The following is a 13,731-nucleotide window of genomic DNA, read 5'->3' on the forward strand; positions in this document are numbered from 1 at the left end:
CGGGAGATTTTTCATGCATAACCAGGCTCCGATTCAACGTAGAAAATCGAAACGGATTTACGTTGGTAATGTGCCAATCGGCGATGGGGCTCCTATCGCCGTCCAGTCGATGACCAACACGCGCACCACAGACGTGGAAGCGACGGTCAATCAGATCAAAGCGTTAGAGCGTGTAGGCGCGGACATTGTTCGCGTCTCCGTGCCGACAATGGATGCCGCTGAGGCGTTCAAACTGATCAAACAGCAGGTCAGCGTTCCGCTGGTTGCTGATATCCACTTCGATTACCGCATTGCGCTGAAAGTTGCTGAATATGGCGTCGACTGCCTGCGTATTAACCCGGGCAACATCGGTAACGAAGAGCGTATCCGCATGGTGGTGGATTGCGCCCGCGATAAAAATATTCCTATCCGTATCGGCGTTAACGCCGGTTCCCTGGAAAAAGATCTGCAGGAAAAATACGGTGAGCCAACGCCGCAGGCGCTGCTTGAATCCGCGATGCGTCACGTTGATCATCTTGATCGTCTGAACTTCAATCAGTTCAAAGTCAGCGTAAAAGCCTCAGATGTGTTCCTGGCAGTAGAGTCTTATCGCCTGCTGGCAAAACAGATCGATCAGCCTTTGCACCTCGGGATTACGGAAGCCGGTGGCCTTCGTAGCGGTTCCGTTAAATCGGCGATCGGTCTGGGGCTGCTGCTCTCGGAAGGGATCGGTGACACCCTGCGCGTTTCGCTGGCGGCCGATCCGGTAGAAGAGATCAAAGTCGGTTTCGATATCCTCAAATCACTGCGTATCCGCGCACGTGGGATCAACTTCATTGCCTGTCCAACCTGTTCACGTCAGGAATTTGACGTGATTGGCACGGTGAATGCGCTTGAGCAACGTCTGGAAGATATCATCACCCCGATGGACGTCTCCATCATCGGGTGCGTGGTGAACGGTCCGGGTGAAGCCCTGGTGTCAACGCTCGGCGTCACCGGCGGTAACAAGAAAAGTGGTCTCTATGAAGATGGCGTGCGTAAAGATCGTCTGGATAATAGTGATATGATCGACCAGCTTGAAGCCCGCATCCGTGCCAAAGCAACAATGATGGATGAAGCGCAGCGCATCAGCATTCAGCAGGTTGAAAAATAACGTGATGGGAAGCGTGGCGCTTCCCATGTATGATTGAACCCATTCTTTGGGTTCTTTTTTGTATATAGAAAGAGAATAAACGTGGCAAAAAACATTCAAGCCATCCGCGGCATGAACGATTATCTGCCTGGCGAAACCGCCATCTGGCAGCGCATTGAAGGCACACTCAAACAGGTGCTCGGCAGCTACGGTTACAGCGAAATCCGTTTGCCGATTGTAGAGCAGACCCCGTTATTCAAACGCGCGATCGGCGAAGTGACCGACGTGGTTGAAAAAGAGATGTACACCTTTGAGGACCGCAACGGCGACAGCCTGACACTGCGTCCGGAAGGTACGGCGGGCTGCGTACGCGCCGGCATCGAACATGGTCTCCTGTACAATCAGGAGCAGCGCCTGTGGTATATCGGCCCGATGTTCCGCCACGAACGTCCACAGAAAGGTCGTTATCGCCAGTTCAACCAACTGGGTGTGGAAGTCTTTGGCCTGCAGGGCCCGGACATTGACGCCGAACTGATTATGTTGACTGCCCGCTGGTGGCGTGCGCTCGGCATTGCTGAGCATGTCTCACTGGAACTGAACTCCATCGGTTCTCTGGAAGCACGTGCGAACTACCGTGACGCACTGGTTGCGTTCCTGGAGCAGCACAAAGAGAAGCTGGACGAAGACTGCAAACGTCGTATGTACAGCAACCCACTGCGTGTGCTGGATTCCAAAAATCCTGACGTACAGGCGCTGTTGAACGATGCACCTGCATTGGGCGACTACCTGGACGAAGCGTCACGTGAGCACTTTGCGGGTCTGTGCAAACTGCTGGAAGCCGCGGGCATTGCTTATACCGTGAACCAGCGTCTGGTGCGCGGTCTGGACTACTACAACCGCACCGTGTTCGAGTGGGTGACATCCAGCCTCGGTTCCCAGGGCACCGTGTGTGCCGGCGGTCGTTATGACGGTCTGGTTGAGCAGCTTGGTGGTCGTCCAGCCCCTGGCGTTGGCTTCGCCATGGGCCTTGAGCGACTTGTTTTGCTGGTTCAGGCAGTTAATCCGGAATTTAAAGCAGATTCCGTTGTCGATATATACCTGGTAGCCTCAGGCGCGGAAACGCAGCCTGCGGCAATGCAGCTTGCGGAACGTGTGCGTGATGCACTGCCGGACGTGAAGCTGATGACCAACCATGGCGGCGGCAACTTCAAAAAACAGTTTGCTCGTGCCGATAAATGGGGCGCAAGTATTGCACTGGTGCTGGGCGAGTCCGAAGTGGCTAACGGCGAAGTGGTTGTGAAAGACCTGCGCTCTGGTGAGCAGACAACGGTAACGCAGGACGGCGTTGCGGCGCACTTGCGCACTCTATTGGGCTAAGGAGAAGGACTGCGTGGAAATTTACGAGAACGAACACGATCAGGTCGACGCGATTAAACGCTTCTTTGTCGAAAACGGCAAGGCGCTGGTTGTTGGGGTTATTTTAGGTGTCGGTGCGCTGGTAGGCTGGCGTTACTGGAACAGTCATCAGGCGGACTCCGCGCGTGACGCGTCGCTGTCGTATGAAAATACCGTTAGCGCAATCCGTGCCGATCAGCCGCAAACGCTGACGGCGGCAGAGAAATTTGCCGCTGACAACAAAAACACCTACGGTGCGCTGGCCGCACTGGAAGTGGCGCAGCAGTACGTTGATAAGAACGAGCTGGATAAAGCCGCTAGCCTGCTGTCACAAGGGCTAACCGCCGCCAGTGATGAAAATCTGAAAGCGGTAATCAATCTGCGCCTGGCTCGTATTCAGGTTCAGCAGAAAAAAGCTGACGATGCGCTGAAAACGCTCGATACCATCAAAGGCGAAGGTTTTGCTGCCATTGTTGCCGATCTGCGCGGTGAAGCACTGCTGAGCAAAGGTGACAAAGCGGGCGCGCGTAAAGCGTGGCAAGCTGGCGTAGAGAGCAAAGCTTCACCTGCGCTGAGCGAAATGATGCAGATGAAAATAAATAATTTGTCCGTCTGAGAGGGACCCGATGCAATTGCGTAAATTACTTCTGCCAGGACTGCTTTCTGTTACGTTATTGAGTGGCTGTTCACTGTTCAGTGGCGAAGAAGACGTTGTGAAAATGTCCCCACTGCCGACTGTTGAAAACCAGTTTACCCCGTCCACCGCGTGGAGCACCTCCGTGGGCGATGGTATTGGTGATTTTTATTCCAACCTGCACCCGGCTTTTGCCGACAGCGTTATCTATGCGGCTGACCGCAAAGGTACCGTGAAGGCGGTTAACGCCGATGACGGGAAAGAAGTGTGGTCGGTTAACCTGGCGGAAAAAGATGGCTGGTTCTCTCGTAAACCGGCACTGCTTTCTGGCGGTCTGACCGTTGCCGGTGGGCATGTGTACGTGGGTAGCGAAAAAGCCCAGGTCTATGCTCTCAACACCAGCGATGGTTCTGTTGCATGGCAAACCTCCGTGGCCGGTGAGTCTCTGTCTCGTCCGGTCGTGAGCGACGGCATGGTACTGATCCACACCAGCAACGGCCAGCTGCAGGCGCTGAACGAAGCCGATGGTCTGGTGAAATGGACCGTGAACCTGGATATGCCTTCCTTGTCCCTGCGCGGTGAATCTGCGCCGGCTACCGCCTTTGGTGCTGCCATTGTTGGCGGTGACAACGGTCGTGTAAGCGCGGTATTGATGCAGCAAGGCCAGATGATCTGGCAGCAGCGTATTTCTCAGGCGACAGGCTCAACGGAAATCGATCGTCTGAGCGATGTCGACACGACCCCGGTTATCGTAGACGGTGTGGTTTACGCACTGGCCTATAACGGTAACCTGACCGCGCTGGATCTGCGCAGCGGCCAGGTCATGTGGAAACGTGAACTGGGCTCGGTAAATGATTTCGTGGTTGATGGCAACCGTATCTATATGGTCGATCAGAACGACCGTCTGCTGGCGCTCAGCACCGAAGGTGGTGTTACGCTGTGGACGCAAAGCGATCTGCTGCACCGTCTGCTGACCGCACCAGCACTGTATAACGGTAGCCTGGTGGTGGGTGATAGCGAAGGGTATATGCACTGGATTGACCCGGACAACGGTCGTTTTGTTGCTCAGCAAAAAGTCGACAGCTCAGGTTTCCTGACGGAACCGGTCGTGGCTGACGGCAAACTGTTGATTCAGGCAAAAGACGGCACGCTGTACGCGATCACGCGTTAATTACCCAGCGGTTGTAGTATACTAAACGGCTCCTGTTCACTCAGGAGCCGTTTTGACATTTTTAAAAACGCCGCAAATGCGACGTTTATTTGAATTTTATGAGGCTTCAAACATGGTACCTGTGGTCGCGCTTGTCGGGCGCCCTAACGTTGGAAAATCCACTCTTTTTAACCGTTTAACACGCACCCGTGATGCGCTGGTTGCGGATTTCCCGGGGCTGACGCGTGACCGTAAGTACGGTCGTGCAGAAGTAGAAGGACGCGAGTTCATCTGTATTGATACCGGTGGTATTGACGGGACAGAAGATGGTGTTGAAACCCGCATGGCGGAACAGTCGCTGCTGGCGATTGAAGAAGCTGACGTGGTTCTGTTTATGGTGGACGCTCGCGCAGGCCTGATGCCGGCGGACTCCGCTATTGCGAAACATCTGCGCTCGCGTGAAAAACCCACTTTCCTGGTGGCGAACAAAACTGACGGTATTGATGCAGACCAGGCGGTTGCGGATTTCTGGTCCTTAGGTCTGGGCGAAATCTACCCGATCGCGGCATCTCATGGTCGTGGCGTGACCAGCCTGCTGGAAACCGTTTTGCTGCCGTGGGTTGATGAAGTTAACCCGCCGGAAGAGATCGATGAAGACGCCGAATATTGGGCGCAGTTCGAAGACGGCGAAGCGGGCGAGGAAGAGCCTGAAGACGACTTCAACCCGCAGGATCTGCCGATCAAACTGGCTATCGTGGGCCGTCCAAACGTAGGTAAGTCTACACTTACTAACCGTATCCTCGGCGAAGAGCGTGTGGTCGTTTACGACATGCCGGGCACCACGCGCGACAGTATTTATATCCCGATGCAGCGCGATGAGCGTGAGTATGTACTCATTGATACTGCAGGCGTACGTAAGCGCGGGAAAATCACCGATGTGGTGGAAAAATTCTCCGTTATCAAAACCCTGCAGGCGATTGAAGATGCCAACGTGGTCATGCTGGTCATCGATGCGCGTGAAGGTATCTCCGATCAGGACCTTTCTCTGCTCGGCTTCATTCTGAATAGTGGGCGCTCACTCGTTATCGTGGTCAACAAATGGGACGGCCTGAGTAATGAGGTGAGAGAGCAGGTGAAAGAGACGCTCGACTTCCGTCTGGGCTTTATCGACTTTGCTCGCGTGCACTTTATCTCTGCGTTACACGGCAGCGGTGTAGGTAATCTGTTTGAGTCCGTGCGTGAAGCGTACGACAGCTCCACCCGTCGTCAGAGCACCGCCATGCTGACCCGTATCATGAACATGGCAGCAGAAGACCATCAGCCGCCGCTGGTGCGTGGTCGTCGCGTGAAGCTGAAATATGCTCACGCCGGTGGTTATAACCCACCGATCGTGGTGATTCACGGCAACCAGGTTAAAGACCTGCCGGATTCCTACAAGCGCTATCTGATGAACTACTTCCGTAAATCACTGGACGTCATGGGCACGCCAATCCGCATCCAGTTCAAGGAAGGGGAGAACCCGTTCGCCAACAAGCGCAATACCCTGACGCCAAACCAGATGCGTAAGCGTAAGCGTTTGATTAAGCACATTAAGAAAAGCAAATAAGCTTTCATCGTGAATTGCTAGCTATCATAAGCATCCTAAAGCCCGAATATTTCGGGCTTTTTTGTTTTTAGGGGCTATCATAAGAGTACAGGAAAGTGCATCCTTTAGGTGTACACAGAGGTGTACACAGAGGTGTACCCAGCATGCTGTTATGTCGTTTTGGGTACACCTTTACGCTTTTGGGTACACTTTTAGATGTACCAGTAGATTGCTAGGTATACGTGCATGCCAAAACTTACCGATATGCAGATCCGAGCGTGGATCAAGAGTGGCGAACGATTCGAGGGTAGGTCCGATGGCGAAGGACTTTATCTCCGCTTTCGCAAAGAAGACAAAACTCCATTTTGGCGTTTTCGATACAAACTTGCCGGCAAGCCCCGGACCTTAATGATTGGTTCTTATTCTGTTATCTCGCTTGCTAAAGCAAGGGAGATTGCTAAGGAACTTGCAGCCCGTGTTGCTCTTGGGCATGACGTGGCTGCAGAGAAGCAACAACGCAAGGCTGAAGCGATAGCGAAAATTGAAGCTGAAAAGAACGCTATCCACGTTTCTGAACTTGCAGCGGAGTATTACTCTCGTCAGATCGAGCCTACGTACAAGCATCCAGAGCTTTTCCTCGCTAGCCTGCAAAAGAATATTGTGGCCTTAATTGGAAAAATGAAGGTCGAAGAAGTTCGCCCACGCCACGTTGATAGTGTTCTTCAAGACGTTCTTAAGCGTGGGTCGCCCACAGTCGCTAATGACGTTCTCCGTATGCTCAAACGCCTGTTTGACTTCGCGGTCGTTCGAGGCATGATTGATGTTAATCCTGCTATATCATTCGGCTCAAAAGATGCTGGGGGAAAGGAGAGGGGAAGAAAGCGGGCATTGAGTCGTGATGAGCTAGTAATGTTCTTTAAAGCTCTGCGTAGTGGGCAAGGAATCAGCAGGGAAAATGAGCTAGTTTTTAAACTAATTTTGGCGCTGGGTGTGCGCAAAATGGAGTTATGTGCTGCTGAATGGACTGAGTTCGATCTTGAGAAGGGCGTCTGGCATCTTCCCGGCTCAAGAGCAAAGAATGGCGATGACATTGATATACCATTGGCGCAACCGGTGATCGAGTGGATAAAAGAAATAAGACTTTTTGCTGGAAACAGCCGTTGGTTTATACCCGGCAGGAGAGCCAGTAGCAGAACTCACATTAGCCGAGCAACTCTCAATATGGTCATGCCGTCTGTGTTGAGGGAAATGCATGGAATCGAGCCGTTCAGTATTCATGACTTGCGCCGTACTATGCGCACTCAAATGGCGGCTTTAGGCATTGATCCTTTGATAGCCGAGCGTTGCTTAAACCATAAAATCCCCGGCGTTGAAGGGATCTATAACCGGCACCAGTACTTCGAAGAGAGAAAAGCTGCATTATCGTGTTGGGCCGAATTAATGGTGACGTTGGAAAGAGGGGATAACTGAGGAGTTATGACATCTAAAGTGAAAGGGAGTAAAGCATGAAAGACATCTTGAGGAAATCACCAATTGAGAGGTTATGTGCTTCTGTATCCATCACGCCACAGGAAATGGCATTGGCACTCGCCGGTTTGAATCCACTAATGCGTCTCAGTGATGTACCACCTGAGCACTCTGACTATGTTGATCTTACTCGCAAATCAATTGCGAGGGCGCTAAAAGTTCACAGGGATAAAAAAATAACTACAGATGAAGCTTGTAACGCCTTAGACATTTTTTTAGCTGCTTTCCCGTTCGTTGAAGAAAGTACACCCGAAGTAATCGCTCAAAAAGTTAAAGAAGCTATTGATGATTTGCGCGGCACTAAAGGATGGGAAGAGAAGGCTCGTAATTTAGGTGGGCTGCAACTTATTAATTACATAAAAGAAACAAACAGAAGTGGACGTGGCCAGCACCGTAAACAAGATGAACACGAAGGAACGATGAAGATGATGGGGGTTCTCATTCATCTCTTAGTTAAAAAGTCCGGGGCATCCTCATATCTTAACTCGGGAAAGCCCAATATAAGTGCAATTTATAGTGACGTATTGGAATTGGTAGAATCTGAAGGTTTATCAACGAAAGGCATAAGCCGAGCAGCTTTTGCAGCAAAGGCAAAACAGGCGCTATTAGCGATGTATGCTGCAGAATAGAATTTAGTTTGAGTGCCCGTTGCGTACTTGTATGAAGACAAAATGGGCATCTTATCGGTTTTTATTACTCAATATTTATCCGCTTTACTTAGCTGTTCTGCATCAAAAAACCTAATTCATTTCCTGATCTCCTCCTTGATATCCACTTTCCCCTTTTATGTCATGGTTAGTCCCCTGTATTACTTGGAGCACTTTTACGCAGTTTCGCGCAGTTTTGTGCAGTTTTATGATGTTGTGGGTTATTGAATATTGTTGGATGACGTTGAGTGATGTTGAGTGATACGACGTTATGCATTGGTACGTTAAGTCTTCTCATATAACCTCACTGCAAGTCATAGCAGGGCATTAACGGCCAATAACGGCCAATAACAGTCATTAACAGTCAATGTAAGCCATTGAGTTACATGTGATGAGCATACATACAAAATGATACCTAGAGATACCTAGACCTACAAAAAGATGTAAAACGTTGATAACTCATCATGTTCGTAAGACTTGTAATGTCCTGTTTTATAAGAGTGATCAAATTTCCGGTGGTCACCTTGTTTTTCAAAAGATATTGATTATTTCAAAAGAAACCTAATTTCTTTCAAAAGAATCTATTTATGCTGGAAATGCTGCGTAAGGAATCATTAAACTTCATCTAACCTAACCAGCTATCACAGGAGCATAAAAATGTTGGAAAAACAGGAAGTTTACTCAGCTATTCCTACTGAAGGTTACATCCGTCGTTTCCGCATGCCTGCGTTGCTTGGGGTATCCATGCCCACAATTGATCGTTGGGTCAAAAAAGGAATCTTGCCACGTCCCGTCAAGTTGAGTGACAACGTGACTGCTTTTGATGCACTTGAGATTAATCGCTGGCTGGAAGAGCGGCGCAAAGCTAACTGAGTCAGATCTTCACTTCTGTAAATTAGATTCGAGGAACAGTATGAAATCAAATAATGGCCTTAATGGTCAGGGCTTCCCTCACCCTGAAAACTGTAGTGATGATATTTCCGTTATCAATTTTGAGGGGCTAAAAGTTCGCATTGTTAAGCTCAATGGCGAACCGTGGTTCGTTGCAAAGGATGTTTGCGCGGCGCTGGAATTATCCAATTCGCGTATGGCGTTGCAGGCTCTGGATGATGACGAGAGAAATACCGTAACTTTAACTTACGGTATTCGTGGAAACCCAAATCATAGTGCTGTCTCTGAATCTGGTTTTTACAAACTGATCGCCCGTAGCCGCAAAGCTACTACGGCAGGCACATTCGCCCATCGTTTCAGTAATTGGGTATTTCGCGAGGTGATTCCCTCAATCCGCAAAACTGGCTCTTATGGCGTGCCGTTCGTGTTTCTGAACGATTTTAGCCGGCGTATGGCAGCCTATAAGCATGAGGCCAGTAAACGCGGTTATAAGTTGCAGCAATGTAAGGGTGCTAAAGAGGCTCTTGAACGCGAGGAGATTCAACTATGGCGTAAGTATCAGCCTGAGCTGTTAGATGAAAATGTTCACGAGCCGTTCACTGAAGTTCGCTCAGCTCCGGTTGGAAACAAAAATCGAGTTCATGAATAACTTGCGTGCTCTTGCGATGTAGAGCACTCAAAATAAGTTTGTCGCGACAGCTCACTAAACAATTCGAAAAGGTTAATGCCATGAAGAACAATTATGCCCGTCTGGGGCAGGGCTTCGCTCACCCTAAAAACTCCTTGCCTTGTTATTCAACTGAAGGGTATGCTTTAAAAGCACCAGCAAAATCTGGTGTCGGGCGTGAGAACCCGGATAAGCAAAAGGCGATACCAGACGCCTATAGCGTCTTTTTTTGTGTCGTAAAGCCAGTACATCTTCATTCAGCGGGGAAGATCCGCATCGAATCTATGGTGGCGCTGGCGGGGCAGCCGAAAGGCTGGCCGGTATCCTTTTGCACCGGTATTCTCACCCCCGTCAGTGTCACCACCCTTTATGAGCGTGAGAACTCAGGTGGTGACTCCAGTAAGCAAAAGGAGGCTGCCACATGGCTACTACCCCAACCCAAAAACTGCCCAAATTCACCTGGCTTTTCCTCGGTACGCCGAAAGGCCGGACCTGCACTCCCGTTGTTATCCGCATCGTTGCCGACAGTGAGCAAGAAGCCCGCGAGTTTTATTCCCGCTGGGATCTTATCTTTGCCGCCAAAATTCGCTCTGAATGTTCGCTTTATCAATACAGCAGCGGCGCGTTTGAACTGGATGTTGCGAAATTGGGAGGTAGCCATGTTTAACCTCCAGACCCTGACAGCTAAAGCCCGCGAGCTGCGCGGCAACGTGGTAAAAGCCACTACTACGAAAGGTAGCCGCACCATGACCCCCGTTTACGAACGGGAAGAGCAGCGCAAACTGCGCGAACGCATCCAGCAGACTCAGCCGGACTGGGTTTTACTCTGGTGGGATATTGCGACCGTTACCGGCTGGCGTACCAGCGACGTGTGCAACTTCCGTTACTCATGCATCAACTGGGAAACCGGCATTGCCACAATCATCGTAGCGAAGCAGACCAAAGCAGCGGAAGCCAGAGCGACCCGTAAGGGGATCGAGATTGTTCGCCAGCAGCGTAAGGACGCTGCCCGGCTTGCTGGCGATCACATTGCCTACATGCACTGGGATAGCGTGAACTGCGACGAACTGGCCGCCGGCATGACGGAAGAAGAACAGGCGATCGTGTTTGAGCTGGTGGCAAAGGCTGAAGTTAAGCACGATACCAAACAGCTGCCGCCGGGCATTATCAAGCGGCTGCGTGAACGCATGGAGCGCAATCTTATCGGGGACGACCTGGTATTTTCCCGCAGCCAGATTGAAAGTAACCGTTGCCAGTCTCTGGAAGGTAGCGTGAGCCGCCAGACGATCTGGAAGAAACTGCACAACGTAATGGTGTGGTTTACCCGAGTGGTAAACACGCGTCTGCGCCTGAGTGCCTATTCCAGCCGCAAGATTGCCGCCTTTAATCTCATGTCCGCCGGGGGCGAACAGGGTTTGCTGGTCGCCTCTGAAATGCTCGGGCACAGTAACCCGGCAATCACCCGAACTTACCTCCAGTTAGGCAGTAAAGCCTCCGCCATTCAATCCCGTCTGGCCATGGAGGTATCTGTATGAAAATGGTTATCCAATTTTACCGTCTCGGCGTTTTTGCCGATCACGTATCTGAGCAATTAAATAGTGCGCGATATTGTTTTGCCAGCCAGTCATTAAGGGACGGGGAGGTGAAATTATGACTCCTGTTTACGATCTGGTTCGCCGGGCCGACGGCAAAAACGTTTTCAGTTTCCCGGCCGGCGGCCGCTATCTGGTGGACACGTCAAATGGTCTTCAGTCGATGCGCCCCCTTATGGACGACGAGATCATTTTTACGGTGGAGAGTGCCGCGCGCTTTCTGAGGAAAATTGGTTATCAGGTAATCCCGCCAGCGGCGTGAGGTAAAAAATATGACGATTAAAAATTCCGGCTTAGCTGCTGGTGGCCGCGCTCACCCTGAAATCAGGCCGGGCGATAAATGGAAGGACAGTCGGGGCAACATCGTAATTATCGAAAGTTACCGATTCGACAGAGTGACATATTGCCGCGAGGGGTACAGCTCACCGTGTTTTTGCACGCCAGAAAGACTGGCGCGGGAATTTGAATTTGTATCTTCCGCGCCGGTCGCAGGCGAACAAGATATCGATCGAATTATGCGGGTGCAGGGCATCGAACGAATTCGGGTTATGCGGGAAATCATCAGGGAGCGAGGGAACAGAAAATGAAGAATGCACCAAACCTTAAAAAGCAGCCGGCGGATCTCATGGAGGAGTCAATTATCTTTGCCGGCGCCGATGCCTGGACGTTCGCCAAAGCATGGCAGGAAATGAACCCGATCGGTGACACCGTGCCGCCGGTCGTGCTGGATAAAAAGCAGCTGGCGGAGCTGGAGAATATCCGGATTGTGGATGATGGCCGGCTCTATGCCCGGGTTTGCCGCAGCGGGCATCTGACCGAACGGCAGATAACCATTCTCGCCACAAAGCTGGCGGTAGCCGGCGTGGAGCGTGCGCAATTCTATTCTGAAGGTTATCAGCTTCTGGAGGACTGGACGCCGCAGCTGCCGCGCCTCAAAGCCGATGCGGAAGCCGGCAAAAGCATGGTGATCGGCAAACCCCTGACGGATGTAAACCTCCGCGACCTGGCTGATAACGAAAAGGCGCTCATACTGGCCGCGCGTTACACCGGCATTGCAATCAACGAAAACAGCGAGGGCGTGTACGTCTACCGCGCCGGCATCTGGGAGAAAACGTCTCTGCTCGAGCTGAGCCGCGAAATGGTGGCTATCTACAACGAGAACAAAACCAACTTCAGCAAGCGCGCGATCAACAACGTTATCGACGCCCTGAAAATTGTTATCCCGGTAATGGGGGAGCCGCGGCGCAGCCTGATCCCCTTTGCTAATGGCGTCTACGATATGGAAACCGGCGTTTTCTCCGAACACAGCCAGGATAACTGGCTGACCAACCATAACGGCGTGACCTACACGCCGGCGGTGCCGGGCGAAAACCTCCGCGACCACGCGCCGAACTTCCATAAGTGGCTAAGTTACGCATCAGATAGAGACGCAATTAAGATGCAGCGCATCGCTGCAGCGCTCTTTATGGTGCTGGCGAACCGGTACGACTGGCAGTTGTTCCTTGAGATAACCGGTGAGGGCGGCAGCGGGAAAAGTGTCTTTACCCATATCGCCACGATGCTGGCCGGCGCGCATAACACCGCCAGCGGGAACATGGCGGCGCTCGACAGCGCGCGTGGGCGGGCGCAGTTCGTCGGGAAAAGCATGATAACGCTTCCTGATCAGCCCAAATATTCTGGAGAGGGCACCGGGATAAAGGCAATCACCGGCGGGGATGCGGTGGAGATCGACCCGAAACACGAGCACCAGTACACCGCCGTTCTGCGGGCGGTGGTTGTGGCCACGAACAACACGCCGATGATTTTCACCGAACGTGCCGGCGGCGTTTCCCGGCGCCGCGTAATTTTCCAGTTTAACCGGCGCGTCAGCGAAGAGGATAAGGATCCCGACCTGGCAGAAAAGATATCCGCTGAAATTCCGGTGGTTGTTCGCCGGCTGCTGGCGAACTTTGCGGATCCGGAAAAAGCGCGGGCGCTGCTGCTGGAGCAACGGAACAGCGAAGAAGCACTGGAGGTAAAGCAGAAAACGGATCCGCTATATGCCTTCTGCGCGCATCTGGAGCGTCTGGCTGATTGTGTGGGAATGCTGGTGGGTAACCGTAACCCGCCTCATCGCCCCCGCATGTACCTCTATCACGCTTATCTGAAGTTTCTTGAGGCGAACGGTTTCGAGAAGCCGCTGACGCTGAATAAATTCTCTGAGGGAATGGAAAGCGCCATGCGGGAGTTTAATCACGAGTACCGCAAGGAGAGAAAGACCCGCGGCGTGGTGACGAACGTTGAACTTTCAGAGAGTGCGGAGGACTGGCTGCCGCAAGCGCACCCGTTAGCTGAGGAAAAAAGATGAATGTTTAGCTAAATATGGCGAAAGGTGTTCATAGTGTTCATTGATTGGTTAAAGTTCAATTAAATCAATAAGATTGACTATGAACACCTTTGTGTAAGGTATTCATAGGGTATTCATAGTGTTCATAGGTCACTTTAACTCTGTGCTCATAAAGTAAACAGAAATATGAACACCATGAACACTTA

At 51.5% G+C, this 13,731-nt stretch carries 14 protein-coding genes and 1 pseudogene; all 15 read left to right on the plus strand.

The features are described from left to right. Nucleotides 1–13 precede the first annotated feature (13 nt). The 15 genes and pseudogenes from ispG to ACMVME_RS18585 all read left to right on the plus strand — a co-directional run bounded on the left by ispG (nt 14) and on the right by ACMVME_RS18585 (nt 13,546). Nucleotides 14–1,132, plus strand: coding sequence for a flavodoxin-dependent (E)-4-hydroxy-3-methylbut-2-enyl-diphosphate synthase (gene ispG, locus ACMVME_RS18515; RefSeq protein WP_414743465.1), 1,119 nt, complete (start codon nt 14–16; stop codon nt 1,130–1,132). An 81-nt stretch (nt 1,133–1,213) separates the two neighbouring features. Then, entirely contained in the window at nt 1,214–2,488 is a 1,275-nt protein-coding gene (gene hisS, locus ACMVME_RS18520) for a histidine--tRNA ligase (RefSeq protein ID WP_020883031.1), read from the plus strand. 13 nt (nt 2,489–2,501) lie between these two features. Further along, complete coding sequence (locus tag ACMVME_RS18525; RefSeq protein ID WP_020883032.1) at nt 2,502–3,122, plus strand: YfgM family protein; 621 nt, start codon at nt 2,502–2,504, stop codon at nt 3,120–3,122. A 10-nt stretch (nt 3,123–3,132) separates the two neighbouring features. Continuing rightward, nucleotides 3,133–4,311, plus strand: coding sequence for an outer membrane protein assembly factor BamB (gene bamB, locus ACMVME_RS18530; protein WP_014171163.1), 1,179 nt, complete (start codon nt 3,133–3,135; stop codon nt 4,309–4,311). Between the two features lie 112 nt (nt 4,312–4,423). Continuing rightward, the gene (gene der / locus ACMVME_RS18535; RefSeq protein WP_020883033.1) at nt 4,424–5,896 is read left to right on the plus strand and encodes a ribosome biogenesis GTPase Der; all 1,473 of its coding nucleotides are present in this window, start codon (nt 4,424–4,426) and stop codon (nt 5,894–5,896) included. Nucleotides 5,897–6,121: 225 nt separating this feature from the next. Continuing rightward, the gene (locus tag ACMVME_RS18540; RefSeq protein ID WP_214598059.1) at nt 6,122–7,345 is read left to right on the plus strand and encodes a tyrosine-type recombinase/integrase; all 1,224 of its coding nucleotides are present in this window, start codon (nt 6,122–6,124) and stop codon (nt 7,343–7,345) included. A 35-nt stretch (nt 7,346–7,380) separates the two neighbouring features. Then, nucleotides 7,381–8,031, plus strand: coding sequence for a hypothetical protein (locus tag ACMVME_RS18545; RefSeq protein ID WP_414743466.1), 651 nt, complete (start codon nt 7,381–7,383; stop codon nt 8,029–8,031). Nucleotides 8,032–8,706: 675 nt separating this feature from the next. Next, a complete protein-coding gene (locus ACMVME_RS18550) occupies nt 8,707–8,922 on the plus strand; it encodes a helix-turn-helix transcriptional regulator (protein ID WP_214598057.1) in 216 nt (71 codons plus the stop codon). 40 nt (nt 8,923–8,962) lie between these two features. Further along, entirely contained in the window at nt 8,963–9,589 is a 627-nt protein-coding gene (locus ACMVME_RS18555; RefSeq protein WP_414743467.1) for a Bro-N domain-containing protein, read from the plus strand. Between the two features lie 80 nt (nt 9,590–9,669). After that, nucleotides 9,670–9,981: pseudogene (locus tag ACMVME_RS18560) on the plus strand (ash family protein); the annotation flags it as partial. 47 nt (nt 9,982–10,028) lie between these two features. Then, entirely contained in the window at nt 10,029–10,274 is a 246-nt protein-coding gene (locus ACMVME_RS18565) for a host cell division inhibitor Icd-like protein (protein ID WP_020802552.1), read from the plus strand. Further along, a complete protein-coding gene (locus tag ACMVME_RS18570) occupies nt 10,267–11,142 on the plus strand; it encodes an integrase (protein ID WP_414743478.1) in 876 nt (291 codons plus the stop codon). Before ACMVME_RS18565 ends, ACMVME_RS18570 begins: the two co-directional genes overlap by 8 nt. 115 nt (nt 11,143–11,257) lie before the next feature. Then, a complete protein-coding gene (locus tag ACMVME_RS18575; RefSeq protein ID WP_020686326.1) occupies nt 11,258–11,461 on the plus strand; it encodes a hypothetical protein in 204 nt (67 codons plus the stop codon). 10 nt (nt 11,462–11,471) lie between these two features. After that, nucleotides 11,472–11,786 carry a DUF4222 domain-containing protein gene (locus ACMVME_RS18580; protein ID WP_414743468.1) on the plus strand — a complete coding sequence of 105 codons (315 nt, stop codon included), beginning with the start codon at nt 11,472–11,474 and terminating at the stop codon, nt 11,784–11,786. Continuing rightward, complete coding sequence (locus ACMVME_RS18585) at nt 11,783–13,546, plus strand: primase-like DNA-binding domain-containing protein (RefSeq protein WP_414743469.1); 1,764 nt, start codon at nt 11,783–11,785, stop codon at nt 13,544–13,546. The genes ACMVME_RS18580 and ACMVME_RS18585 overlap by 4 nt, the downstream gene beginning before the upstream one ends. The last annotated feature ends 185 nt before the right edge of the window (nt 13,547–13,731 follow it).

The sequence above is a fragment of the Enterobacter cloacae complex sp. 2024EL-00711 genome (genome assembly GCF_047529885.1).
Classification (GTDB): Bacteria; Pseudomonadota; Gammaproteobacteria; order Enterobacterales; family Enterobacteriaceae; genus Enterobacter; species Enterobacter ludwigii.